This window comes from Bradyrhizobium ganzhouense (assembly GCF_049949285.1).
GTDB classification, from domain to species: domain Bacteria; phylum Pseudomonadota; class Alphaproteobacteria; order Rhizobiales; family Xanthobacteraceae; genus Bradyrhizobium; species Bradyrhizobium ganzhouense.
This window is the reverse complement of the sequence record NZ_CP181318.1, coordinates 4,378,428-4,403,386: the sequence shown is the minus strand read 5'-3', so window position 1 is coordinate 4,403,386 and position 24,959 is coordinate 4,378,428. Positions and strand designations below refer to the sequence as shown.

The following is a 24,959-nucleotide window of genomic DNA, read 5'->3' as shown; positions in this document are numbered from 1 at the left end:
GGAGAAGCTTAGCGGCTGGAGATCCGGAGTATGCAGCAAGTATTGCACCGGGGTGCTGCATTGATGCAGCACCATGAAGAAGCGCTAAATGCGTCCTGGGACGATTTGAAACTGTTTTTAGCTTGCGCGAAATTTAAAAGTTTCCGGAATGCGGCCGAAGAGCTCGGGCTCACCTCCACCACATTGATGCGCCGGATCGACCGGCTCGAAGAGAGCATCGGCTGCAAGCTTTTCCTGCGCGACCAGAGCGGGCTCACGCTCAGCGATGAAGGCGCCGCGATGATTGCCGACGTCGCGCATATGGAGCGTCACGCCTTCAACGTCTTCCGCCGCGCCTCGCGATCCTCGAACGATACGTCGGGCACGGTGCGCGTCGCGGTGACGGAAGGCCCCGGCAATTTCTGGATCCTGCCGCGGCTGATCGATTTCCAGAAGACCTATCGCAAGATCACCGTCGACCTGCGTTGTGCGATGGAGCAGGCCGACGTCGCGCGGCTGGAATCGGACATTGCGATCCAGCTCGAGCCGCCGACCAATCCCGACCTCATCGTCGCCAAGCTCGGCCGGCTGCACATCTATCCCTTCGTCTCCAGGGACTATGCCAACCTCTACGGCGTGCCGGCCACTCTCGCCGACTTGCCGAGCCACCGCATCATCAAGCAGAGCGCGCCGCAGGTCGACGACGGCGCCTATGCCCGCGTGCTCGGGTTGAAATCGCTGGAAGGCATCGTCGGAATCAAGACCAATTCGTCCATCGGCGTGCTCTACGCGGTCGAGCGCGGCGCCGGCATCGGCTTCCTGCCGACGGTGTCGATCGCGCTCGGTGCGCCGCTTGTCGCCGTCGACCTCGGCGTCAGCCACCACGCTGACCTCTGGCTCACTTATCACAAGGAGTTCCGGGCCTCCGAACGGCACAAGATCGTGGTCGACTGGCTGAAGAAGATCTTCGACCCCAAGACCCATCCCTGCTTCCGCGACGAGTTCATCCATCCGAACGCGCTGGTGCCGATGATGACGGCCGCGCGCGAAGGCTTTGGATTGTCCGGATACGTTGCAGCGACACCGAAGTAAGCGCCTCACCACCGATATTCGAAGCCAATCGTGCCCTGGTGCGACGTTAGCTCGTTGCGGAACTTGCCGTCGTAATTGACGTAGAGCCGCACGGTGTTGGTCAGGCTGAGTGATGCCGAGGCGCCGGCGTCCATGCCGTATCGGCTCTCGCCGATGCCGGGGACGATGATGTTCTGGGTGCCGAGGCTGACCTGGACCGAGCCCAGATCCTGATAGAAATTGTCGACGAACTTGCCGTAGGCCGAAAGATCCAGGATCTTCTGGTCGAAGATGAAGTAGCGCCCGATCTCGGCGCCGATCATGACGCGCGCGCGCGCAATCGCGCTTGAGCCGACGTTGAGCGGATCGAGCCCGCCCGCCTCCTGGAACGCCGCGCCGGTGGCCCGCACATATTCGAGTGCGCCCTTGGGCACGATGCGCATCTGGTCCTTGGTCCAGTAATAGCTGATCTCGGTCAGCGCGCCGTCGACGGCCGCACGATAGCCTGCCGTCGCAAAACCAAAGCCGGTGTCCCGGCTGGAATGGACCTTGCCGAAACCGTGCACGACCGCAAAGGCCCAGGTCCACGGTCCCTTGTCGACGGAGCCGTTGAAACCGATCTGGGTCAGGTCGAGCGTCGCCGACTGCAACGCGAGCGGCACATCGATGTCGGTATGGCTCTGATCGACGGAGAAGCCGAGATTGACGCCCGGCGCGACCCGCGCACCGAAACCGGCGACGCCGCCGAACGTCTTGCGCTTGTCGCCGACGAAATCGCCCTGCGGATCGGTCCGGACCGAAACACCGTAGCCCTCATACCAGGTGCGGTAGCGCGGACCCTCCGTGCTCTCGGACGCGCCGCCGCCGCCGGAATTGGTGCGTAACGACCGGTTGAAACCGTTCGACGCCTGGTTGCCGAGCCGCTCCAGAAATCCCGAACCAAGATCGAGCGTGGCATTGCCGGCAGACTGGTCGTAATTGATCGACGTCGGGACCGGGACCGGGGTCGGAGACGGCGCGGGCGTTGGCGTCGGAGGAGTAGGCGTCGGGCTCTGCGCAAAAGCCGGCGTCGCCGTCGACATCATCACGACGAATGCCAAGGCCATCGCAATCGCGGCCGCCACCCGGCGGACGCGGTCCAGCCCGATCGTCTGCCGTGTTCCGGAGGGCTGCGAGGGGCAGCTCATGATGACAAATCCTGGAGCGAATGGCGGCGCGCAAAAATACAACACGAGCTAAAGCGCATGCGGCGATTTGTGCTGAACTGCCACGGAGGGTCAACCGGCTGGTACGCCTTAGCCGGGGCGATTGCCTCTGATTGTGGTTCTGCTGCCACACGTCGCAAATAGCACGCGGGACATCTCCGGCACGGTCTTGAAATTCGCGCGCGGCTTGCTAGCGCGCGGTTTTCGTGTTGGAATACTGCACACAATCGGAATTGGCCGCTCGGCTGTGCGTTTCGCGACAGACTCAAGACTCGAACAGACTTCCGGAAGCCCGTTTGTGACGTGGCACGCGAAAAGCGGCCGCGTCCTTTTTGTATCTAGCGGAGGAGACTAACGATGCCACAAAAGGGCACCGTCAAATGGTTCAACCCGACCAAGGGCTATGGGTTCATCAAGCCGAACGGCAGCGATAAGGACGTGTTCGTCCACATCTCCGCCGTCGAGCGCGCCGGACTCTCCACCCTCAATGAAAACCAGGTGGTTGAATACGACCTCGTGGAGAACCGCGGCAAAGCATCCGCGGAAAACCTCAAGGTCTCCTGATTTCTCTCAAAGCCAAAGCGCGAGAGATCATGACGTTGCCCCCGGCTCTGCCGGGGGATTTTGTTTGAGGCCAACGAAACGCGACCGCGCTTCAGCTCGCCACCGGCGCAACCAGAAAATTCTCCGACGCCGAACTGCCCGCGGTCTTGCAGACGTCGCCCTCGATCTTGACCTTGCCGGTCGCGAGCAGGCTCAGCGCTGCGGGATAGATGCGGTGCTCGACTTCGAGAATGCGCTCCGACAGCGTCTCTGCGGTGTCGTGATCGCTGACGGGAACTGCGCCCTGCATCACGATCGGGCCGGCGTCGGTCTCGGGGATGACGAAGTGCACCGTCGCGCCAGACAGTTTGACGCCGGCGCGCAAAGCCTGCCCGTGCGGGTCGAGGCCGGGGAAGGACGGCAGCAGCGAGGGATGGATGTTGAGCATCCGTCCGTACCAGGCCCTGGCGAATTCGGCGGTGAACAGGCGCATGAAGCCGCCGAGACAGATCAGCTCGATACCGTGCTGGTCGAGGGCTGCCTGCAGTACTTTCTCGAAGCCGGCGCGGTCCTTGCCGAACGGCTTGCTCTCGATCACCTGCGTTTTCACGCCGGCCGCCTTCGCCCGTTCGAGCCCGAGCGCGTCGGCCTTGTTGGAGATGACGAGCGAAATCTCCGCCGGGAAATCCGCAGCAGCCGTTGCCTTGATCAGCGCGGACATGTTGGAGCCGCGGCCGGAAATCAGGATGGCGACGCGGCGCTTCATCACAGCGCCAGTCATCACAATGCCATGTCGAGATGGCCGTTATAGACGACGCGGTGCTCGCCCTCGGCCGGGATCACGGTGCCGAGCTGCGCCACGGTCTCGCCGGCGTCGGTGAAGACCCGCACGACGTCGTCGACCTTCTCAGGCTCGACGATCGCGATCATGCCAATGCCGCAGTTGAAGGTGCGCAGCATTTCGAGCTCGGCGATGCCGGCTTGCGCCGCCAGCCATTTGAACACCGGCAGCACCGGCAGACGCGCCAGATCGATGCCGACGCCCAGATGTGCGGGCAGCACGCGCGGAATGTTGTCGGTGAAACCGCCGCCGGTGATGTGGGCGAGGCCCTTCACCGCAGCCGTTTCGCGGATCGCGCGCAGGCAGGATTTGACGTAGAGCCGCGTCGGCGTCAGCAGCGCCCCGCCGAGCGTCATCACCGGCGCGAACGGCGCCTGCGCCTCGAAGCCGAGGCCTGACTGTTCCACGATCTTGCGCACCAGCGAGAAGCCGTTGGAGTGCACGCCCGAGGAAGCGAGGCCGATCACGGCGTCGCCCGCCGCAATGTCCTTGCGCGGCAACAGCGTGCCCCGCTCGGCGGCGCCGACGGCAAAGCCGCCGAGATCATAGTCGCCGTCCTTGTAGAGGCCGGGCATTTCGGCGGTCTCGCCGCCGATCAGGGCGCAGCCGGATTCGCGGCAGCCTTCGGCGACACCGGCGACGATCGAGGCGGTCGCCTCCGGGTCGAGCTTGCCACAGGCGAAATAGTCGAGGAAGAACAGCGGCTCGGCGCCCTGCACCACGAGGTCGTTGACGCTCATGGCGACGAGATCAATGCCGATCCCGCCATGCAGGCCGGTCTCGATCGCGATCTTGACCTTGGTGCCGACGCCGTCGGTGGCCGCGACCAGGATGGGGTCCTTGAAGCCGGCCGCCTTGAGATCGAACAAGCCGCCGAATCCGCCGATCTCGGCGTCGGCGCCGGGCCGTGCGGTGGCGCGCACCATCGGCTTGATCAGGTCGACCAGGCGGTTGCCCGCGTCGATATCGACGCCTGAATCGGCGTAAGTGAGGCCGTTTTTGCGGTCGGTCATGCCCGATTTCCAGTGGGTTTGCGGCTGGTTACGTCGAATTCCGGGGACGCGCAATGGCAAGCGTGGCGCCCCGCCCTATACTATGTAGAGATATCAACCGGTTCAGCCTCTTAGAGGCCGGATTTCGAGGTCAGGCCGGGTGCCGGGAAGCGCCGCGTGAGTATTCCAAACATCATAACCCTGGGCCGCATCATGCTGGTCCCGATCATCGTCTGGGCCATCGTGTCGAGCCAAATGGAGGTGGCGTTCGCCGTCTTCCTGGTCGCCGGCATCAGCGACGCCGTCGACGGCTTCCTGGCCAAGCGCTTCAACATGACCAGCGAGCTCGGCGCCCTGCTCGACCCCCTGGCGGACAAGGCGCTGCTGGTGTCGATCTACCTCGCGCTCGGCATCTGGGGCGACATTCCGCGCTGGATCGTGATCCTGGTGGTGTCGCGCGACATCATGATCGTCACGGCTGTGATCGTGTCATGGCTGTTCGACAAGCCGGTCGAGATGAAGCCCTCGATGGTCTCCAAGCTCAACACCACGGCCCAGGTGGCCTATGCGGCGCTGGTGCTGGCCTCGCTCGCATTCGGCTTCAAGCCGGGGCCCTATGATATGATCCTGATGGGCCTCGTTACGGTGTTCACACTGTCCTCGGTGTCGCTGTATCTCGTCGAGTGGCTGCGGCACATGAGTACTATTGAGGCCAAATGAGCCGGGAGGCGGCCCCGCAAAAGGCCAACTCCCGATCGAACAAGTCTATCCTCTTCAGACAAAGCCGGCGCGCCGGCACGGAGCAAAGCAAGCGTGGCAGGCCGCGTTCATCCCCGACAATTGGCGTTTTCGCTTCCACATGCGGAGAGCCTCAGCCGGGACAATTTCCTCGAGGGCCCTGCCAATGCCGCCGGCCTCGCTCTGATCGACGGCTGGCCGGAATGGCCGAACCGGATCATGTGGCTCGCCGGGCCGGAAGGCTCAGGCAAGAGCCATCTCGCCGCGATCTGGGCCGAGGAGGCCGGCGCACGTTCGACCACGGCTAACGCGCTGACCGCGGCCAGCGTCCCCGGCGCGCTCGCGACCGGCGCACTGGTGGTCGAGGATCTCAAGGCCAGGGATTTCGACGAGCGCGCGCTCTTCCATCTGATGAACCTCGCCCGCGAGGACGGCGCCTATGTGCTCTTCACCGGCCGCGAAGCGCCGGCGGCGATCGAGGTCGAGCTCCGCGACCTCCGCTCCCGGCTTCGGACGATCCCCGTGATTTCGCTGGCGCCGCCGGACGACCAGCTGTTCCGCGGCCTGATCATCAAGTTCTGTGCCGATCGCCAGCTCTCCGTGGACGAAAGCGTGGTGAGCTACCTCGCAACCCGGCTTGAGCGGTCGTCGGCCGCCGCCCGGCGCGCCGTTGAACTGCTCGACAGCGAGGCGCTCCGGCTCGGCCGGCCCGTCACCCGGGCGCTTGCCGCCGAGCTGCTCCGGGACGCCTGACCGCCAGATCCCATGGGTCCCGTTGGGTCCGCTTGACGCGGCCGGCCTGCGGAACGTCAATGTCATTGAAACGTCATCGCGCTAACACATGCTCCGGCCGGTTTTGCGCACAAGTCGCAAATTGGGGCGAACTGGATGGACCGACTTCTCATGGATTCCGCGCAAGCTGTTGAAACAAAAGAGAAAGTCACGGAAACCGAGGGCCTGCCGGCGATCGCATCGAGCCCTGAGCGATTCATCAATCGCGAGCTCTCCTGGCTGCATTTCAATCGCCGCGTCCTGGAGGAATCGGTCAACGCCAGCCACCCTGTGCTGGAGCGGGTACGATTCCTGTCGATTTCCGCGAATAACCTCGACGAATTCTTCATGGTCCGCGTCGCCGGCATCAAGGCGCAGGTGCGCGAGGGCATCGCCGAGCGCGCGCCCGACGGCCTGACCCCGTCCGAGCAACTCGCGCTGATCAACCGCACCGTTTCGCAGCTTGCGTCCGACCAGCAGGCGATCTGGGCCGCTTTGCGCGGCACCCTCGCCGAGGTCGGCATCGTGCTGCTCGACGGCAAGGAGGTCACCAAGGCGGAGCGGACCTGGCTCGAGGATTATTTCCTCAACAACGTGTTCCCGCTGCTGACGCCGCTGGCGATCGATCCGGCCCACCCCTTCCCGTTCATCCCGAGCCTCGGCTTCACCATCGCGCTCCAGCTCACGCGCGCCATCGACGGCAAGCAGATGAACGCGCTGATCCGCATGCCCGGCAAGATCGACCGCTTCATCCGCCTGCCGGGCGACGGCAAGGTGGTCCGCCTGATCTCGCTGGAGCAGGTCACCGGCCTTTTCATCAATCGCCTTTTCCCCGGCTACAATCTCCACGGCCAGGGCGCCTTCCGCATCATCCGCGACTCCGAGCTCGAAATCGAGGAAGAGGCCGAAGACCTCGTCCGCCTGTTCGAGACCGCGCTGAAGCGCCGCCGACGCGGATCGGTGATCCGGCTCGAGATCGACGCCAAGATGCCGGAGCAACTGCGCAGCTTCGTGCAGCACGCCCTGTCGGCCGCCGACGACGAAGTGTTCCTGGTCGATGGTGTGCTCGCCATGAACGAGCTCTCGCAGCTGACGCGGCTCGACCGGCCCGACCTCGAATTCACCCCCTACGTGCCGCGCCATCCCGAGCGCGTGCGCGAGCATGGCGGCGACATCTTTGCCGCGATCCGGCAGAAGGACCTCGTCGTCCATCACCCCTACGAATCCTTCGACGTGGTCGTGCAGTTCCTGCAACAGGCCGCGCGCGATCCTGACGTCGTCGCGATCAAGCAGACGCTCTATCGCACCTCCAACAACTCGCCGATTGTGCGCGCGCTGGCGGAAGCGGCCGAAGCCGGCAAGTCCGTCACCGCGTTGATCGAGTTGAAGGCGCGCTTCGACGAAGAGGCCAACATCCGCTGGGCGCGCGACCTCGAACGCGCCGGTGTGCAGGTCGTCTACGGATTCCTCGAGCTGAAGACGCACGCAAAACTCTCGATGGTGGTGCGCCGCGAGGGCGGCAGCCTCACCACTTACGTCCATACCGGCACCGGAAATTATCACCCGGTCACCGCGCGTATTTACACAGATCTCTCTTACTTCACTTCGGAACCGACCATCGGCCGTGACGCCGCGCGCGTGTTCAACTTCATCACGGGCTACGCCGCGCCGAGCGATCTGGAAAAGATGGCAGTGTCGCCGCTGACCCTGCGCAAGCGCATCATCGAGCACATCCAGGGCGAGACCGAGCACGCGCGTCACGGCAAGCCCGGCGCGGTCTGGATGAAGATGAACGCGCTGGTCGACCCCGATATCATCGACGCGCTCTATGAAGCATCACAGGCCGGCGTGCAGGTTGAGCTCGTGGTGCGCGGTATCTGCTGCCTGCGCCCGGGCATTCCCGGCCTGTCGGAGAACATCCGCGTCAAGTCGATCATCGGACGCTTCCTGGAACACGGCCGAATCTACTGCTTCGGCATGGGCCAGGGCCTGCCGAGCGCGAAAGCAGCTGTGTATATCTCGTCGGCCGATATGATGCCGCGCAACCTCGACCGCCGCGTCGAGGTGCTGTGTCCGCTGCAAAATCCCACGGTGCATCAGCAGGTTCTCGAACAGATCATGGTCGCGAATCTGAAGGACAATGAGCAGAGCTGGCAATTGTTGCCGGACGGGTCCTCAACGCGTATGAAGACCGCGAAGGGCGAGGAGCCTTTCAACGTCCACAACTACTTCATGACAAATCCGAGTCTGTCCGGCCGTGGAAAGTCGCTCAAGGAATCCTCGCCGCGCCGTCTCACGCGCCGGAACGAACGCCATCAGTCCTGACCGGAGATGCTTGCAGTGAAACGGCCGCGCAAGCGTGGCGCTAGCGTCGCGGTCATCGACATCGGCTCGAACTCGGTTCGTCTCGTCGTCTACGAGGCTCTGGCGCGGAGCCTGATTCCGATCTTCAACGAGAAGACGCTGTGCGGCCTCGGGCGCGAGGTGCAGAGCACGGGCCTGCTTGCACCCGATGCCGTCGACAAGGCGCTGACCTCGCTGAAGCGCTTTCGCGCGCTGTGCCGCGTCATGCAGGTCGGCCGCGTATTCGCGATCGCGACCGCGGCCTGCCGCGATGCCTCCAACGGCCCCGACTTCATCGCGAAAGCCGAGCGCATCTGCGCCGTGAAGATCGAGATCCTGTCCGGACCGCGCGAAGCGAAACTGTCGGCGCTCGGGGTGATCTCGGGCATTCACCGCCCCGACGGCATCGTCGGCGACCTCGGCGGCGGCTCGCTCGAACTGATCGACGTGCGCAGGAACAGCGTGCGCAGCGGCGTGACGCTGCCGCTCGGCGGCCTCGCGCTCCAGGACCTCGCCCACAAATCGCTCAAGCGCGCCGACCGCATCGTGCGCGAGGCGCTCGACGAGGTGCCGCAACTCAAGGCGGGCAGCGGCCGCACCTTCTACGCCGTCGGCGGCACCTGGCGCGCGCTCGCGCGCATCCACATCATCCAGAGCGGCTACCCGCTCCAGGTGATGCACGGCTATTCGATTTCGGCTGCCGAGGCGCTCGACTTTTCGCGTCGTCTCCGTCGCCTTGTCGCCGCCAACATGCTCGCCGATATCGAGGTCGTCGCGGATGCGCGGCGCCCGCTCCTCACCTACGCCGCACTGGTGCTCGAGCACATCATCCGCGTGGCGAAACCGAAGACCATCGTATTCTCGACCTTCGGCGTGCGTGAGGGCCTGCTGCACGAGAAGCTGCCCGAGGCCGAACGCAACAAGGACGGCCTGATCTGCGCCGCCGAAGAGCTGAACCAGCTCTTGTCACGCTCGGCAAAGCACGCCCGCGAGCTGATCGCCTGGACCGATCGTCTGGCGCGCGTGGTGAAGCTGCGCGAGACCGAGGAAGATCGCCGCCTGCGCCACACCGCCTGTCTTCTGTCCGACATCGGCTGGCGCGTCCATCCCGACCATCGCGGCGAACAGACGCTGAGCCTCGTGGTCAACGCCAATTTCGGCGCGATCGACCACCGCGAGCGCGCCTTCGTCGGACTGTCGGTGTTTTATCGCTATGCCGGCTTGAGCGAAGAGAACCAGCCGCCGCTGACGATGCAGGAACTGCTGACGCCGGCGCAGCTCGAACGCGCCCGCCTCCTTGGGGCAGCGTTCCGTGTCGCGCATCTGATCTCGGCGGCGCGCCCGGGCGTCCTGCCTGCCACGCATTTCCGCAGCCAGGGGCGCAGTCTGATGCTGGTGTTCGAGCACAGGCTCGGCGACCTCGTCGCCGACCGGGTCGGCAGCCGCTTCAAGCAGCTCGCCCGCCTGATCGGGCGCAGCGGCTCGATCGTGCGGCGGTAGGCTTATTCAGCCGAGGCTTTGGCGTGCTCAAGCGCGGCGTGGCTTAGCCTGCGCCGGCGCCAGATCGAGCCGACCAGCAGCACGACGACGACACCGAGGGCGGCGCAGAGATATTCGGCGCCACCGCCACCATGGGCGAATTGCGGCGGGATGTGCATGCTGCCGAGCAGCTTGTCCAACGAGGCGCCGAACGGACCTTCGGACAGCGTATGCAGCTTCGGCGCGATGCCGGGATCCGTCGCGATCACCTCGCCCGCGATCCAGCCGAGCAGCGCCGCACCGGCCCAGACCAGGATCGGCAGCTTCGACAGCAGCGCCATGATCAGCGCTGCGCCCGCGACGATCAGGGGCACGCTGATGGCAAGGCCGAGCACCAAAAGCGGCACGCTGCCATTGGCGGCAGCCGCGACCGCAATGACGTTGTCCAGGCTCATGACGATGTCGGCGACGACGACGATCTGCACCGCCTGCCACAGATGCGAGGCCGACTCGACGCCGTCCTCGTCCTCGTTTTCCGGCACCAGCAGCTTTGCCGCGATCACGATCAGCGCGAGGCCGCCGACCAGCTTGAGGTACGGCAGCGCCATCAGGCTCGCGACGATGCCGGTGAAGATGATCCGCAGCAGCACCGCAGCGCCCGCGCCGAGCACCATGCCCCACAGCCGGTGCCGCGGCTTCAGGCCGCGGCAGGCAAGCGCAATCACCAGCGCGTTGTCGCCGGACAAAAGGATGTTGATCCAGATGATCTTGCCCACCGCAACCCAGAAGGTCGGCTCGGCCATCTCATTGCGGAACTGGGTGAAGAATGCCCCGATCGTGGCGGGATCGAAGATCTGCCCGAGCCAGTTCACAATAAGTCCTTTCGCCCCGTCGTCTTAGCTTATCGGCTGAAAACTCAGCCGACGATCTCGTTGCCCGAGAAGAACTGCGCGATCTCGATCGCCGCGGTCTCCGGGGCGTCCGAGCCGTGGGCGGAGTTCTCGCCGATCGACTTTGCGTAGAGCTTGCGGATGGTGCCGTCGGCCGCCTTGGACGGATCGGTCGCGCCCATCGCGTCGCGGTACTTGGCGATGGCGCCCTCGGCTTCCAGCACCTGGACCACGACCGGGCCCGAGGTCATGAACTCGACGAGCTCGCCGAAGAACGGGCGGGCCTTGTGGACGGCGTAGAACGTCTCGGCCTGTTCCTTGGTCATGCGGATGCGCTTCTGCGCGACGATGCGCAGGCCCGCCTTCTCGATCACGGCGTTCACCGCGCCGGTCAGGTTACGCGCGGTCGCGTCGGGCTTGATGATCGAGAAAGTGCGTTCGATGGCCATGATCTTGTCCTTGAAGAGAAAAAGGGTGGTTTGGAGTTGCGGGGCTTATATCGGCGCCTTCGCGATCCGGCAAGCGACTGCCGGAACAGCCCACGGACGCTTCGCCGCAGGCTAAGGGCCGGATTCCAACATGGATTACAACGATTTCACCCAGATGAACCCAGTCTGAAGGCTCTATCAGGGTTTGGTTCAGCCTCGCTGGCGTAGCGTCAGGTCCATCGAAACCAAAGCCTCCTCCCGAGGCGAACCGTTTCGGCGGCCTTCCATCGACGCGATAGCCCCGCGCCGGCAGTTTTGAGGAGATCATCATGTTGAGGAAACTTTCGCTCGCTGCAGTCGCCGCGGTCGCGCTGGGTGCCGCGCTGGCTCCCACCTCCGCCTCCGCTCACTGGCATGGCGGCTGGGGCTGGCACGGCGGTGGCGGCTGGCATCACGGCGGTTGGGGCTGGGGCGGACCGCGCTTCTACGCCGCCCCCGTCTCCTACGGTTACGGCGGCTGCTATGTGCGCCGGCTGGTCCCGACCCCCTGGGGACCCCGCTGGCAACTGGTCAACCGCTGCTACTGAGCGCGCAAGTACGTTCCTGAAGCACCTTCCTAAGATGCCTTCCTGAGGTGCCGTTCCCCCTGCGGTACCTTGCAAGAGAGGCCCCGGCGTTCCCCCCGCCGGGGCCTTGTCTTTGGGCAGGTACGACGAATTCATACTATTTTTACTGAAATGCCAGGCATGCCCAACTCCCGGCGAAACCATTTTGGGGGCCAATGACTTGGTACCGTGTCGTTACCTTGAAAACACGGAACCTGCGATGGCTGGCCTTTTTGCCAATGACAGCGAACAGATCGACCGGCGCACCAGCCGCTCGATTTGCGATGCCGTGGGCGAGCGGCTTCAGCAGAGGCTTCCTCCCGAACCCCGGCTCCCGACGCATCTCGAGCAGCTCCTCAACGAGTTGAAGCAGCGCGAGCGCGACTCGCACTGACGCAAAATTGGTTCTGCAAAATTGGTTTGCGAAAAATCGGGTTGCGTTTGATCTCGCCTGCGGTGACAAGGCCGCATGCTCTCCATCACCGACCTCTCCATCCGCCTGGCCGGACGCCTTCTGATCGACAGCAGCTCCGTGCAGATCACGCCCGGCTCGCGCGTCGGTTTGGTCGGACGCAACGGCACCGGCAAATCGACGCTGTTCAAGGTGATCCGCGGTGAGCTCGCAGCCGAACACGGCTCAGTGACGCTGCCGCCGCGCTGGCGGGTCGGAAGCCTGGCCCAGGAAGCGCCGAACGGCCCCGAAAGCCTGATCTCGGTCGTGCTCAAGGCCGACCTCGAGCGCGATGCGCTGCTTCACGAAGCCGAGAGCGCCACCGACCCGCACCGAATCGCCGAGATCCAGACCCGGCTCGTCGACATCGATGCCCATTCGGCCCCGAGCCGTGCCGCCGCGATCCTCTCCGGCCTCGGCTTTTCCGCCGCCGACCAGCTGCGCCCCTGCGCCGAATTCTCCGGCGGCTGGCGCATGCGCGTCGCGCTGGCCGCGACACTGTTTGCGGCCCCTGATCTCTTGCTGCTCGACGAGCCCACCAACTATCTCGACCTCGAAGGCACGCTGTGGCTCGAGGATCACCTCGCGCATTATCCGCGCACGGTGATCGTGATCAGCCATGACCGCGACCTGCTGGAGAGCTCGGTCGACCAGATCCTGCATCTGGAGCGCGGCAAGCTCACGCTCTACAAGGGCACCTACTCCTCCTTCGAGGAGCAGCGTGCCGCGCGCGAGCTGCTCGACGCCAAGGCGGTTAAGCGCCAGGAGGCCGAGCGCGCCCGCCTGCAGGCCTTCGTCGACCGTTTCAAGGCCAAGGCCTCGAAGGCGCGCCAGGCACAATCCCGCGTGAAAATGCTGGAGCGGCTGAAGCCGATCACGGCGCTGGTGACGGAGGACGTGCGCGAGATCACCTTCCCGGCACCGGAGAAAATCCTGTCGCCGCCGATCATCGCCGTCGACAACGCGTCCGTTGGATACGATCCGGCGACGCCGGTGCTGAGCCGCGTGACCTTGCGCATCGACAACGACGACCGCATTGCGCTGCTGGGGGCCAACGGCAACGGCAAGTCGACCCTCGTCAAGCTGCTCGCCGCGCGTCTCGCGCCCTTCTCCGGCAAGGTGACGCGCGCCGACAAGCTGTCGATCGCCTATTTCGCGCAGCATCAGCTCGACGAGCTGAACGAGGACGCCTCGGCCTACGACCACGTCCGCAAGCTGATGGGCGATGCGCCCGAGGCAAAGGTGCGGGCCCGCGCCGGCGCCATCGGCTTCTCAGGCAAGGCGGCCGACACCAAGGCCGGCAAACTCTCCGGCGGCGAAAAGGCGCGGCTTCTGCTGGGGCTTGCGACCTTCTACGGCCCCAACATGATCATCCTGGACGAGCCGACCAACCATCTCGACATCGACAGCCGCGCAGCCCTTGCCGAGGCGATCAACGAGTTTCCCGGCGCGATCATCATGGTCTCGCACGACCGCTATCTGATCGAGGCTTGCGCCGACCAGCTCTGGATCGTCGCCGACCGCACCGTGACCAATTACGACGGCGACCTCGACGAGTACCGCCGCCTGGTGCTGTCCTCGCGCAACGGCGAGCCAGCCCCGCGCGAGCGCAGTGCCCCAAGCGAGAAGCCGCAGCGCCCGAAATCGGACAATCGCGGCTCGCTGAAGAAGCGCATCGCGGAAGCCGAGTCCGAGATCGCCCGCGTCACCGACATCATCGCCAAGATCGATACCGCGCTCGCCCTGCCCGACATTTTTACGCGCGATCCCAAGCAGGCCGCGCAGCTCTCAAAGGCTCGCGCCAATGCAGCCGACGCGCTGGCGCGCGCGGAAGAGCAATGGCTGGAGGCGAGCGCGCAGTTCGACGAGGCGACGGGCTAGTTTGCGGCGAACGCGCCGGGCCGAACGAAATTGCCCGTGTGGTCTCGATGCATTTGGTATTAAGCTCGACGACGGATTTGGCGTCGGCACATCGCAGACGATCCTGCTCCAGAGTCGAGAGCGCCCCGCATTTCCGGCCGAATGGATATCCAAACAAGGAATATTTGAGGGAGATCGCAGATGTCGTCACCCGAACCGATCAAGTTCACCGACGGCGCGGCTTACGAGCGCTTCATGGCACCCTGGAGCCGGTCGGCCGGGACTCTGTTCCTCGACTGGCTGGCGCCACGCCCTGGACTGGCCTGGGCGGATGTCGGCGCGGGCAACGGCGCGTTCACTGAGCTTCTGCTTGCGAAGTCCGCCCCTTCGTCCGTTTGTGCGATCGATCCCTCCGACGCGCAGATCGCAACTGCGCGCCAGAAAATATCGGCCAAGCAGGTCGAGCTTTCGATCGGCGATGCGATGGCACTTCCCTACGACGCCAACCGCTTCGACGTCACGGTGATGGCGCTGGTGCTGTTCTTCGTCCCCGATCCGCGCAAAGGTGCCTCGGAAATGGTCCGCGTCACCAAGCCCGGCGGCATGGTCGCGTCCTACACCTGGGACGTCTTGCGCGGCGGCACGCCCACCCAACCCCTGTGGGAAGAGATGGACGCCATGGGCAAACCGGCGGCGCGTCCGCCGAGTGCGGACATCTCGCGCTTCGAAGCGCTGAAGGCGCTGTGGGCGGAGCTTGGTCTGCGCGACATCGAAACCCGCGAGCTGGTCGTCGAGCGGACATTCGCCGACTTCGATGACTACTGGCTGTCCATGGTCGTGAGCAGCCCGAGCGGAATCGTGGGAAAGCTGTCTGATGCGGAGAGCGCGGAGCTAAGGCGCCGATTGCAGGCGCGACTGCCGGCGAGCGCGACCGGCGAGATCACGGTTCATTCGAGCGCGACTGCGATCAAGGGACAAAAGGCCGCCTGAAAACCTCACAGGCGCGGGACATCACAGGACGCTCCGTCAAAGCGGACGCGCGCGGCATGGATATCGGAATAACGACGGTCGGCCCAATCGATGAGGCTCGCCATCGGGTCCAGCAGCGACTGACCTAACGGGGAAAGGCGATATTCAACGCTCGGCGGCTTGGTCGGAAAGACCTGGCGCGTGATAAGTCCGTCGCGCTCCAAGTCGCGCAGCGTCTGGGTGAGCATGCGCTTCGAGATGTCGCGGACGGCTCGGCGAAGCTCGCTGAAGCGCTGCGGTCGCGTCGCGAGGGTCATGATCAAGAGTATGCTCCATTTGTCGCCAATGCAGTCGAGCACGTCGCGCACCGGGCAATGTACGGGTTCCGCTGACTGAGCGTCGTCCGTTTGGTATCGGCTGAATCGCTCGATCGCGCTCAATGCGTCGCTCATGCCGGTCCCCACTTTCTCTCCTGGTTACTAAAAACTGCCTCCTTACGGCGCAGGTCGAAGGTCTCTATGTGAGACCTACCCTAGGATATAGGCCATTTAGCACCGGGAGAACACGCATGTTTCTAGTCACTGGAATCACAGGAAAAGTCGGCGGCGCAACGGCCAGGCATCTGTTGGCGCAAGGTCAGAAAGTGCGCGCGCTGGTTCGCGACCGCGCGAAGGCGGCAAGCTGGACGGACCAGGGCGTGGAACTGGTCGACGGCGACTGGAACAATGCGGCCTCCATCGAGCGGGCGCTCGAGGGCGTCGACGGCGCGTTTGTCATGTTGCCGGCCGTCTGGGCGCCCTCGCCGGACTTCAAGGAAGCAAAGGGCGTGATCGCGAACTATGTCGAGGCGCTGACCAAGGCCGCGCCGCCGCGGGTCGTCGGGCTATCGTCGATGGGGGCGAACAGAACCACCGGGCTGGGAATGATCACCGCCCTGGCGCTGCTGGAGCAAGGCTTTCGCAAACTGACATCGCCGACCGCGTTCGTGCGCGCCGGCGGCTTTTTCGAAAACTTCCTTTATGGCCTGCATGTTGCGCAGGGCGGCACGCTCCCCGTCTACTACAACCCGACCAACCGGAAATCGACCATGGTCGCGACAAACGACATCGGTGCCGAGGTGGCGACGCTGCTGACCGGGCCGGCGTGGTCGGGACATCGCGTCATCGAACTTGGTTCGATGGTCAGCGCGGATGAAGTCGCAGCGCAACTGGGCGATGTCATGCAGCGCGACGTGAAGGCCTTCGCTGTCCCGCGGGCCGAGTGGCCGGCAGCGTTCGAGCAGTTCGGCATCCCGAAAGGCCAAACCGGACCGGCTGAAGTGATGTTCGAGGCCGTCAACGCAGGCTGGATGGATCTCGGCGTCGCGGGCACGGAGCACGTCGCCGGCACAACGCTTCCCCGCGATGTCTTCGCGTCAGCTCAGAAGGCCGCCACGGCGTAGGTCCGCGGATCGCCAATCAGATGCGGCTTTCGGACCTTGCTTCGGAAATTCGCGTCTCCTTCGGAACGAATGCGCCGCGGCCGGCCGTCTCTTGGCGCGACCACACAGGTCCTCCGCGGCGCCCTCATCAGAAAAGGATGGACAAATGTCAAAGATTTCCTGGCGCCAAGTCTCGGCCTTGCAAGTCTCGGCCTTGCAAGTCTCAGCCTTGGCGCTTGCAGCTTTCTTCGTCGTGGGATCGCTCAGCAACATCCTCGCCCCTGGGTCCATCTACGAGGAATATCTGCGTTGGGGATACCCGCACTGGTTCCATTTCCTGACCGGATCGCTGGAACTCACGGCTGCCCTTCTGTTGGCACAGGCACGGACGCGGCTGTGGGGCTCGGCGCTCGGCTGCACTGTGATGTTGGCGGCGCTCGCGACCGTCGCCCTCCACGGCGAATACGGGCATGGGGTGCCGCCGCTTGTCGTGGCGACATTATCAATAGTCGTCGGCTGGATCGCTTGGCGGAAGCGGCTCCCCAGTTCGGCCTGACTGTCGCCACGCGCGAAATCTAGCCAGAACGAGAAGCCGAGGTGCGAACGTGTTACGTCGCCGCCTTCTTCTTCGCCTTCGGCTTCACCGGCTTCGGAACAACCGGCGCCTCCGGCGTGCCCTCGATCGAGGACAGGCGCCCGGACGTAAACGTGTAGATGCCTGCGCGCGGGCCTGTGGTCCAGGTGACCACTGCGACGCGACGACCAGCGGCATCACTCGAGAGATTGACGGTCGAGGGCGCGCCGATGCCGCGCACCACGTCGCATTCGGTGTGGCCGAGCGCGACCGTGCCGCCCATCGGCGCAGGCGCCGTGGTCGAGGCATTGGCGTCAGCGGGTCCAGGGGGCGGTGCCATGCCGGGGCAAGCGCCATCGGCGCTGACGTAATCCTCCGGCCCGACCGGCTTGTCGGGGGTCAGCGGCGGCGATTCGATCGAGATGTTCTTGATGAACAGGCGGCTCGGCTTGTTGAACCATTCGGCGTCCTTAGCAGACGCCAGCATATCGGTTGCGCCCGAGCAGCCCGCAAGCAGCGGCGCGACGGCGGCCAACGCAATTATGAGCGACTTTGGAAGCTTTTGATGTCGCACGATAAACTAAATTCCCCACGTCAAGGAGCGGCTCTAAGCGATTGTCCCAACATCACTTTGCGGCACGAAGGTGGCCGAAACCAGTTTGCCGGAGAAAGTCCAAATTATCATTAATTGCGAAAGGCCGCTAATTCCGTCGCTGCCACCGGCCCCGTTCGTCCGCCTGCCAATAGGTGACCTCAAATCCGCGCGTCTTGCAATCCGTCCAGGTGCTGCGGGCCGCCGCAAGCGCGTCCGGATCGTCGCCGTTGAACAGCAGCACCATGCGCTCATAGGCCTCCGCGTCCTGCGGCAAGGCGGCGTTGTCGAGCAGGAAGCGGACATTGGCGCCGTTCGGATTGTCCGCCTCGATCGCCAGCACGATTGGCTGCTCGGCCACATCGTTGACGCGCCATGTCGCGTGCGGCAGGAAGGAATCGTCGCGATAGGTCCATAGATGCGCGTCGAGCGCATCGGCGCGTTCCGGCGAGGTCGACTGCACCACGACACGCCAGCCGCGCTCGAGCGATTTCTCGAGAAGCGGCGGCAACACGTTCTCAACCGTCATGTTTTGCAGATGGTAGAAAAGTACTTCTGTCATCTTGCGTCATTTGCGCTCGTAATGATCCGCCACCAGACGATCGAGCAGCCGGACGCCGTAGCCCGAACCCCAGCTCTGGTTGATGTCGGTCTTCGGCGCGCCCATCGCGGTGCCGGCGATGTCGAGATGCGCCCAAGGCGTGCCGTCGACAAAGCGCTGCAGGAACTGCGCTGCGGTGATCGAGCCGCCGTGCCGACCGCCGGTGTTCTTCATGTCGGCGAACTGGGAATCGATCAGCTTGTCGTATTCGGGGCCGAGCGGCAGGCGCCAGACCTTCTCGCCGCTCTCGATGCCGGCTGCGAGCAGGCGCTCGGCGAGCTCGTCATTGTTGGAGAACATGCCGGCATGATCGGTGCCGAGCGCGACCACGATCGCGCCGGTCAGCGTCGCCAGATCCACCATGAATTTCGGCTTGGTCTTCTTGGCCACGTACCAGAGCACATCGGCCAGCACGAGACGGCCTTCCGCGTCGGTGTTGATGATCTCGATGGTCTGGCCCGACATCGAGGTGACGATGTCGCCCGGCCGCTGCGCGTTGCCGTCGGGCATGTTCTCGACAAGGCCGATGGCGCCAACCGCATTGACCTTGGCTTTGCGCGCCGCCAGAGCATGCATCAAGCCGACGACGCAGGCCGCACCACCCATGTCGCCCTTCATATCCTCCATGCTGCCGGCCGGCTTGATCGAGATGCCGCCGGTGTCGAAGCAGACGCCCTTGCCGACGAAGGCGACCGGCGCCTCGCCTTTCTTGCCGCCGTCCCAGCGCATGATCACGGTGCGGCTCGGCCGCGCCGAGCCCTGGCCGACGCCGAGCAGCGCGCCCATCCCGAGCTTCTGCATCGCCTTGACGTCGAGCACCTCGATCTTGACGCCGAGCTTGCGCAGCAGGCCGGCGCGGCGCGCGAACTCCTCGGGGAAGAGCACGTTCGGCGGCTCGTTGACGAGATCGCGCGCGATGATGACGCCGTCGACGACCGCAACGGCCGAGGCAAAGGCCTTCTTCGCCGCGGGTGCATCGTCGACCGCCAGCGAGACGTCGGCGCTCAGAGCGCCCTCCTCGCCGTCCTTCTTTTTGGTCTTGTAGCGGTCGAACTTGTAGGCGCGCAGCCGCAGGCCCGAGGCGATCGCAACCGCCTGCTCACTGGTCATGGCACCGGTCGTCAGTTCCGCCATGATGGTCATGGCCGCGGTTCCCGCCTTGAGCTTGCTGGCGGCCATGCCGCCGAATTTCAGGAAGTCGTTGCCCTTCAGGCTCGATGCCTTGCCGGTCCCGATCACGATCAGGCGTTCGGCCTTCAGACCCTCAGGCGCCAGGATGTCCAGGGCGGCGCCGGTTTTGCCCTTGAATGAGGCAGCGGCTGCCGCCCGCTTCACGAGTTCGAGTGCCGCGCCGAGCGCCTTGGCCGTCGCGGGGCCGACCTTCAGAGCGTCGTCACAGAACACAATCAGGATGCCACGGGCGGCACTGGCCAATGGGACGAAGCCGACCTTGATGGCATCTGACATGGGTAACTCCTCGAAAACATGGGGCTTTTGCCAATTAGGGGAACCGGCCAAAAGCCGGACCTGAATGGCGATTCACTCGTCTGTCCCCACTATGGGCGAGAAGCGCGGTGGATGCCAAGCACCGCCCGTGGCAGCGACGCCACAACGGCGGAAATATTAACCATGTATTGAGGGCGCCATGGGTCAGCCATTTTGTTGACGGATCAAAGGGATGGTAGTGAGAAAGTGAGCCTCCGGAAGAGCCTGGCCGACCTTGGGGATCCCCTGTCAGGGGATTGGTTGGATAGAGGGAATTCCGGTGCGCGCGTTGGGGCTTTAGTGGGATTCGTGCGGTAGCGCATGGGGTCGATCGACAGGTATATTTTCCGCACGACGCTGGCGTCGTTTGCGCTCGTCCTGGTCAGCCTCACCGGCGTGATCTGGATTACGCAGGCGTTGCGCGGCATCGACCTGATGACGAGCCAGGGTCAGACCATCCTGACCTTCCTCGGCATCACCAGCCTCGTGATCCCGGCGCTGGTGCTGATCATCTCGCCGATCGCCCTGATGATTGCGATCTCGCACACGCTGAACAAGCTCGCGACCGATTCCGAGATCATCGTGATGAATGCCGCCGGCTTCTCGCCGTTCCGGCTGTTCTATCCGTTCTTCTACGCCACCTGCGTGGTGGCACTGCTGGTCGCCTTCATCTCGGCCTATCTCGCCCCCGACGGCATGCGGCGGATCAAACAATGGGACGCCGAGATCACCGCCGACGTGCTCACCAACATCCTGCAGCCCGGCCGCTTCGCCCAGCTCGACAAGAATCTCACGATCCGCATCCGCGAGCGGCAGCCCGGCGGCATTCTCGCCGGCATCTTCATCGACGACCGCCGCGATCCCAATGAGCGCGTCTCGATCGTGGCCGAGCACGGCGAGGTCGTGAAGAACGACAACGGATCGTTCCTGGTGCTCAAGGACGGCAACCTCCAGCGCTTCGAGGCCGGCAAGCGCGACCCGGCGCTGGTGGCGTTCGGCCGCTACGGCTTCGACATGTCGAAGTTCTCCAACCAGGGCCACGACGTGACCCTCGGCATTCGCGAACGCTATCTCTGGGAGCTGTTCTCGCCGTCCGAGGACGATCCCGTCTACAAGGCGGTGCCCGGCCAGTTCTGGTCCGAGCTGCATGACCGCCTGATGGCGCCGCTCTACCCCTTCGCGTTTGCGGCGCTGACCTTCGCCTTCCTCGGCGCGCCGCGCACGACGCGCCAGAGCCGCAACTTCTCCATCGGCGGCTCGGTGCTCGCGGTGTTCGGGCTGCGCATGGCCGGGTTTGCCTGCTCGGTGATGGCGGTGAAGGCGCCGCTCGCCGCCGCCGTGCAATACGCGATGCTGGCGACCGCGATCGGCGCCGGCATGTGGATGATCGTCGGCGGCGTCGTGGTCGAGCCGCCTGCCGGCCTGATGGAGGCCATCAACAGATCGAACGCGCGGATCGCACGGCTATTCGGACGCCCGGCCGCCGCATGAGCATGCTCACCAACACGCTCGGGCGCTATTTCGCCGGCCGCTTCGTGGTCGCCGCACTCGGCGTGTTCGCGAGCATTTTCCTGCTGCTGGTGCTGGTCGATTACATCGAGATGGTGCGCAAGACCTCAGGCCTCGCGTCGGCGTCCGCAATCATGGTGGCCGAGACCTCGCTGTTCCGGGTGCCGCAGCTCTTGGAGAAGCTGACGCCGTTCTGCATGCTGATCGGCGCGATGACCTGCTATCTCGCGCTCTCCCGCCGGCTCGAGCTCGTGGTGGCGCGTGCCGCCGGCATCTCGGCCTGGCAGTTCATCTCGCCCGCGCTCGGCAGCGCGCTCCTGATCGGCGTGATCGCCACCGTCGCCTACAATCCGATGTCGGCCAACCTGCGCGAGCTCTCCAAACGCATGGAAGCCGAGCTGTTCGGCTCGGCGCCCGGCGGCGGCATCCAGGATGCCTCGGGCTTCTGGCTCAACCAGGTGACCAGCGACGGCCAGACCATCATCAACGCCGCGCGCAGCGAGCAGCAGGGCGTCCGGCTGACGGGGCTCACGCTGTTCCGGTTTGACACAGAGCAGCACTTCAAGGAGCGGGTCGAGGCGCGCGAGGCGACACTCGAATCAGGCCACTGGCTGTTCAAGGGCGTACGCCGTTTCACACTCGACTCGCCGCCGGTCGACCAGGCCAGCCTGGAGATTCCAACGACATTGACCGAAGCGCAGGTCCGCAACAGCTTTTCCACACCCGAGACTGTGTCCTTTTGGCAACTACCGAGCTACATCCGCTCATCGGAGAGCTCGGGGTTCGCGACAGCCGGATATCGACTCCAGTATCACAAGCTGCTGGCACAGCCGTTTTTGCTAGCCGCCATGGTGATGCTCGCGGCTTCCGTGTCGCTGCGCTTCTTCCGGATGGGCGGCGTACAGAAGATGGTTTTGAGTGGCGTGGGCGCAGGCTTTCTGCTCTACGTTCTGTCGAAAGTGACTGAAGACTTGAGCAAGGCTGAGTTGATGCATCCGATCGCTGCGGCGTGGTTGCCCGTGGTGGTGGGCGGCCTCACCGGCTTTTTGGCCTTGCTGTATCAGGAGGACGGATAGTGACGGCCGTCCGCCGAGGACACGTATCTGGTTTGGCGCTGCGCACCCCCGTGCGCGCGAACGGATATGGCTTGTCTGTCCGCAGGCTCCTGCTCGCCCTGATCGCGACCGTATCGCTCGCCGGCATGATCGATCTTGCCGCGGTGACGCCGGCTGCTGCCCAGAGCTACACCTACAATCCGCGGCCGCCACGTCCGACTCCGCCGAAGGCCGCCAATGACGGGCAGATGCTCGTGCAGGCGACCGAGGTCGATTACGACTACAACAATTCGCGCGTCTCCGCGGTCGGCAACGTCCAGCTGTTCTACAACGGCACCAGTGTCGAGGCCGACCGGGTCATCTACGACCAGAAGACCAAGCGGCTCCATGCCGAAGGCAACATCCGCATGACGGATGCCGACGGCAAGATCACCTATGCTGAGATCCTGGATCTCTCCGACGACTACCGCGACGGCTTCGTCGATTCGCTGCGGGTGGACACCGCCGACCAGACCCGCATGGCCGCAACCCGCGCCGACCGCTCAAGCGGCAACTACACGGTGTTCGAGAACGGCGTCTACACGGCCTGCGCGCCCTGTAAGGACGATCCGAAGAAGCCCCCGCTCTGGCAGGTCAAGGGTGCCCGCATCATCCACGACCAGCAGGAGAAGATGCTGTATTTCGAGACAGCGCAGCTCGAATTCTTCGGCGTGCCGCTCGCCTACATGCCCTATTTCTCGACGCCCGATCCGACCGTGAAGCGCAAGACCGGCTTCCTGATGCCGGGCTTCACCTCCTACACGGCGTTCGGCTACGGCGTCGAAGTCCCGTTCTACTGGGCGATCGCGCCCGACATGGACGCGACCTTCAGCCCGCGCATCACCTCCAAGCAGGGCGTGCTGTTCCAGGCCGAGTTCCGTCAGCGCCTGATGGACGGCGCCTACCAGGTCCGCGTCTACGGCATCGACCAGCTCAACCCCGGCAATTTCGCCGGCCAGCCGGGCGACCGCCAGTTCCGCGGCGGCATCGAGACCAAGGGCCAGTTCGCGTTGAACGACAAATGGGTCTGGGGCTGGGACGGCGTCCTGCTCTCCGACTACTATTTCATGTCGGACTACCGCCTGTCGGCCTATCGCGATCCGCTCGGCTCGTTCCTGAACCTGCCGACGGATGCGCTGTCGCAGCTCTATCTGACCGGCGTCGGCAATCGCAGCTTCTTCGACGCGCGCACGATGTACTGGACGAGCTTCTCGGGCAACCAGCAGCAGGTCCCGGTCGTCTATCCCGTGATCGACTACTCGAACGTGCTCAACTATCCGATCTTCGGCGGCGAGGTCTCCTACAAGACCAACTTCGTCAATCTGACGCGTAACGACGCGGTGTTCGATCCGATCACGACGGCGGCCAACACCAACGGCCTGTGCACGACGACCTCGGCCGATCCGCTCGCGCGCACGCCGTCGCAGTGCCTGCTGCGCGGCTTCCCCGGCACCTACACCCGCCTGACGGCGGAGGCGCAGTGGCGCAAGTCCTTCACCGATCCGTTCGGCGAGATCTGGACGCCGTTCGCGATCCTGCGCGCCGACGCGATCAACTCCGACGTCTCCAACCAGCCGGGCGTGTCGAACTACCTGCCCGTCGGCAACACCCAGGCGTTCCGCCTGATGCCGACCGTCGGCCTCGAATATCGCTATCCCTTCATCAACGTTCAGCCCTGGGGCTCGACCACCATCGAGCCGATCGCGCAGATCATCATCCGCCCGAACGAGACCTATGCCGGCAAGCTCCCGAACGAGGATGCACAGAGCATGGTGTTCGACGCCTCGAACCTGTTCAGCGTGGACAAGTTCTCCGGCTACGACCGCGTCGAGGGCGGCGGCCGCGCCAACGTCGGCATGCAGGCGACCACGCAGTTCGACAAGGGCGGCGCCGTCAAGGTGCTGTTCGGCCAGTCCTACCAGCTGTTCGGCATGAACTCCTACGCGGTGCAGGACTCAATCAATACCGGTATCAATTCCGGCCTCGACAAGCCGCGCTCGGACTACGTGGCGAGCGCCGCCTACTCGCCGAACAGCACCTATACGTTCAGCGTCCGCTCCCGCATGGACGAGCAGACCTGGAACATCCAGCGCTTCGAGGCGGAAGGCCGCGCCAACTTCAATCGCTGGTCGGTCAGCGTGCTGTACGGCAATTACGCGCCGCAGCCGGAACTCGGCTATCTGACCCGCCGCGAGGGCATCCTGACATCAGGCTCGATCAAAGTCGCGACCAATTGGGTGGTGACGGGTTCGGCGCGCTGGGACCTCGAGGCCAACAAGATCAACCAATATGTGCTCGGCGCCGGCTATGTCGACGATTGCTTCGTGCTGGCGGCGAACTATGTAACTTCGTATAGCTATTCTGCGGGCACCACGCCGCCCGTGCTGAGCCACGCGTTCATGTTCCAGATCGGCCTGCGCACGCTGGCGACCTCGACCGGGTCCAGCAGTTCCGCCGGCTACCAGTGAACCCGTCCAAAATGCCGGCCGCCTGTTCCCTATCGCGGGATCATTGCGGCT

Annotated in this window: 24 protein-coding genes; 15 read left to right on the top strand and 9 right to left on the bottom strand. The window is 64.6% G+C overall.

Annotation, left to right across the window (positions count from 1 at the left end):
* Positions 1–30: 30 nt before the first annotated feature.
* Positions 31–1,071 carry a LysR family transcriptional regulator gene (locus tag ACLFLU_RS19995; RefSeq protein WP_426413858.1) on the top strand — a complete coding sequence of 347 codons (1,041 nt, stop codon included), beginning with the start codon at positions 31–33 and terminating at the stop codon, positions 1,069–1,071.
* Positions 1,072–1,076: 5 nt separating this feature from the next.
* On the opposite strand, the gene ACLFLU_RS19990 is transcribed toward ACLFLU_RS19995, so the two are convergent.
* Entirely contained in the window at positions 1,077–2,237 is a 1,161-nt protein-coding gene (locus ACLFLU_RS19990) for an autotransporter outer membrane beta-barrel domain-containing protein (protein ID WP_426413857.1), read from the bottom strand.
* Positions 2,238–2,612: 375 nt separating this feature from the next.
* Here ACLFLU_RS19990 and ACLFLU_RS19985 point away from each other — a divergent pair, with 375 nt between their 5' ends.
* Complete coding sequence (locus ACLFLU_RS19985; RefSeq protein ID WP_007591938.1) at positions 2,613–2,819, top strand: cold-shock protein; 207 nt, start codon at positions 2,613–2,615, stop codon at positions 2,817–2,819.
* A gap of 91 nt (positions 2,820–2,910) precedes the next feature.
* Here the strand turns inward: ACLFLU_RS19985 and purN are convergent, their stop codons facing one another.
* Positions 2,911–3,564, bottom strand: a complete 654-nt coding sequence (gene purN / locus ACLFLU_RS19980) for a phosphoribosylglycinamide formyltransferase (protein ID WP_426414033.1) — start codon at positions 3,562–3,564, stop codon at positions 2,911–2,913.
* Positions 3,565–3,578: 14 nt separating this feature from the next.
* Complete coding sequence (purM, locus tag ACLFLU_RS19975; RefSeq protein WP_426413856.1) at positions 3,579–4,652, bottom strand: phosphoribosylformylglycinamidine cyclo-ligase; 1,074 nt, start codon at positions 4,650–4,652, stop codon at positions 3,579–3,581.
* Between the two features lie 156 nt (positions 4,653–4,808).
* Between purM and ACLFLU_RS19970 the strand changes: the two genes are divergently transcribed.
* The 4 genes from ACLFLU_RS19970 (at position 4,809) to ppx (ending at position 9,983) form a co-directional block, all read left to right on the top strand.
* Positions 4,809–5,351 (top strand): CDP-alcohol phosphatidyltransferase family protein, encoded by a 543-nt coding sequence (locus ACLFLU_RS19970; protein ID WP_426413855.1) that lies wholly within the window; start codon positions 4,809–4,811, stop codon positions 5,349–5,351.
* 93 nt (positions 5,352–5,444) lie between these two features.
* Positions 5,445–6,122 carry a chromosomal replication initiator DnaA gene (locus ACLFLU_RS19965; protein ID WP_426413854.1) on the top strand — a complete coding sequence of 226 codons (678 nt, stop codon included), beginning with the start codon at positions 5,445–5,447 and terminating at the stop codon, positions 6,120–6,122.
* Between the two features lie 150 nt (positions 6,123–6,272).
* Positions 6,273–8,465, top strand: a complete 2,193-nt coding sequence (locus ACLFLU_RS19960) for an RNA degradosome polyphosphate kinase (protein ID WP_426414032.1) — start codon at positions 6,273–6,275, stop codon at positions 8,463–8,465.
* Positions 8,466–8,480: 15 nt separating this feature from the next.
* On the top strand, positions 8,481–9,983 hold the full coding sequence (gene ppx, locus ACLFLU_RS19955) for an exopolyphosphatase (RefSeq protein ID WP_426413853.1): 1,503 nt from the start codon (positions 8,481–8,483) through the stop codon (positions 9,981–9,983).
* 2 nt (positions 9,984–9,985) lie between these two features.
* On the opposite strand, the gene ACLFLU_RS19950 is transcribed toward ppx, so the two are convergent.
* Positions 9,986–10,834, bottom strand: a complete 849-nt coding sequence (locus ACLFLU_RS19950; RefSeq protein ID WP_426413852.1) for a TerC family protein — start codon at positions 10,832–10,834, stop codon at positions 9,986–9,988.
* Between the two features lie 44 nt (positions 10,835–10,878).
* Positions 10,879–11,301 (bottom strand): nucleoside-diphosphate kinase, encoded by a 423-nt coding sequence (ndk, locus tag ACLFLU_RS19945; protein ID WP_027535388.1) that lies wholly within the window; start codon positions 11,299–11,301, stop codon positions 10,879–10,881.
* Between the two features lie 308 nt (positions 11,302–11,609).
* Here ndk and ACLFLU_RS19940 point away from each other — a divergent pair, with 308 nt between their 5' ends.
* The 4 genes from ACLFLU_RS19940 to ACLFLU_RS19925 all read left to right on the top strand — a co-directional run bounded on the left by ACLFLU_RS19940 (position 11,610) and on the right by ACLFLU_RS19925 (position 15,186).
* Positions 11,610–11,867 (top strand): sulfur globule protein precursor, encoded by a 258-nt coding sequence (locus tag ACLFLU_RS19940; protein WP_426413851.1) that lies wholly within the window; start codon positions 11,610–11,612, stop codon positions 11,865–11,867.
* Positions 11,868–12,105: 238 nt separating this feature from the next.
* Positions 12,106–12,279 carry a hypothetical protein gene (locus ACLFLU_RS19935; protein ID WP_426413850.1) on the top strand — a complete coding sequence of 58 codons (174 nt, stop codon included), beginning with the start codon at positions 12,106–12,108 and terminating at the stop codon, positions 12,277–12,279.
* Between the two features lie 75 nt (positions 12,280–12,354).
* Entirely contained in the window at positions 12,355–14,217 is a 1,863-nt protein-coding gene (locus ACLFLU_RS19930) for an ABC-F family ATP-binding cassette domain-containing protein (RefSeq protein ID WP_426413849.1), read from the top strand.
* A 180-nt stretch (positions 14,218–14,397) separates the two neighbouring features.
* Complete coding sequence (locus tag ACLFLU_RS19925; RefSeq protein WP_426413848.1) at positions 14,398–15,186, top strand: class I SAM-dependent methyltransferase; 789 nt, start codon at positions 14,398–14,400, stop codon at positions 15,184–15,186.
* 5 nt (positions 15,187–15,191) lie between these two features.
* On the opposite strand, the gene ACLFLU_RS19920 is transcribed toward ACLFLU_RS19925, so the two are convergent.
* Positions 15,192–15,617: a winged helix-turn-helix transcriptional regulator gene (locus ACLFLU_RS19920; protein ID WP_426413847.1), complete on the bottom strand. Its 426-nt coding sequence runs from the start codon at positions 15,615–15,617 to the stop codon at positions 15,192–15,194.
* Between the two features lie 116 nt (positions 15,618–15,733).
* Between ACLFLU_RS19920 and ACLFLU_RS19915 the strand changes: the two genes are divergently transcribed.
* Positions 15,734–16,606, top strand: coding sequence for an NmrA family NAD(P)-binding protein (locus ACLFLU_RS19915; RefSeq protein ID WP_426413846.1), 873 nt, complete (start codon positions 15,734–15,736; stop codon positions 16,604–16,606).
* 145 nt (positions 16,607–16,751) lie between these two features.
* Positions 16,752–17,141 carry a DoxX family protein gene (locus ACLFLU_RS19910; protein WP_426413845.1) on the top strand — a complete coding sequence of 130 codons (390 nt, stop codon included), beginning with the start codon at positions 16,752–16,754 and terminating at the stop codon, positions 17,139–17,141.
* A 52-nt stretch (positions 17,142–17,193) separates the two neighbouring features.
* On the opposite strand, the gene ACLFLU_RS19905 is transcribed toward ACLFLU_RS19910, so the two are convergent.
* The 3 genes from ACLFLU_RS19905 to ACLFLU_RS19895 form a co-directional block, all read right to left on the bottom strand.
* Entirely contained in the window at positions 17,194–17,694 is a 501-nt protein-coding gene (locus ACLFLU_RS19905; RefSeq protein WP_426414031.1) for a hypothetical protein, read from the bottom strand.
* A 166-nt stretch (positions 17,695–17,860) separates the two neighbouring features.
* Positions 17,861–18,313 carry a DNA polymerase III subunit chi gene (locus ACLFLU_RS19900; RefSeq protein ID WP_426413844.1) on the bottom strand — a complete coding sequence of 151 codons (453 nt, stop codon included), beginning with the start codon at positions 18,311–18,313 and terminating at the stop codon, positions 17,861–17,863.
* A gap of 6 nt (positions 18,314–18,319) precedes the next feature.
* The gene (locus ACLFLU_RS19895) at positions 18,320–19,819 is read right to left on the bottom strand and encodes a leucyl aminopeptidase (protein ID WP_426413843.1); all 1,500 of its coding nucleotides are present in this window, start codon (positions 19,817–19,819) and stop codon (positions 18,320–18,322) included.
* A 339-nt stretch (positions 19,820–20,158) separates the two neighbouring features.
* Between ACLFLU_RS19895 and lptF the strand changes: the two genes are divergently transcribed.
* The 3 genes from lptF to ACLFLU_RS19880 are packed head-to-tail and all read left to right on the top strand — an operon-like array spanning position 20,159 to position 24,908.
* Positions 20,159–21,328, top strand: a complete 1,170-nt coding sequence (lptF, locus tag ACLFLU_RS19890; RefSeq protein WP_426413842.1) for an LPS export ABC transporter permease LptF — start codon at positions 20,159–20,161, stop codon at positions 21,326–21,328.
* Complete coding sequence (gene lptG, locus ACLFLU_RS19885; protein ID WP_426413841.1) at positions 21,325–22,422, top strand: LPS export ABC transporter permease LptG; 1,098 nt, start codon at positions 21,325–21,327, stop codon at positions 22,420–22,422. Before lptF ends, lptG begins: the two co-directional genes overlap by 4 nt.
* Complete coding sequence (locus tag ACLFLU_RS19880) at positions 22,422–24,908, top strand: LPS-assembly protein LptD (RefSeq protein ID WP_426413840.1); 2,487 nt, start codon at positions 22,422–22,424, stop codon at positions 24,906–24,908. The genes lptG and ACLFLU_RS19880 overlap by 1 nt, the downstream gene beginning before the upstream one ends.
* Positions 24,909–24,959: the final 51 nt, after the last annotated feature.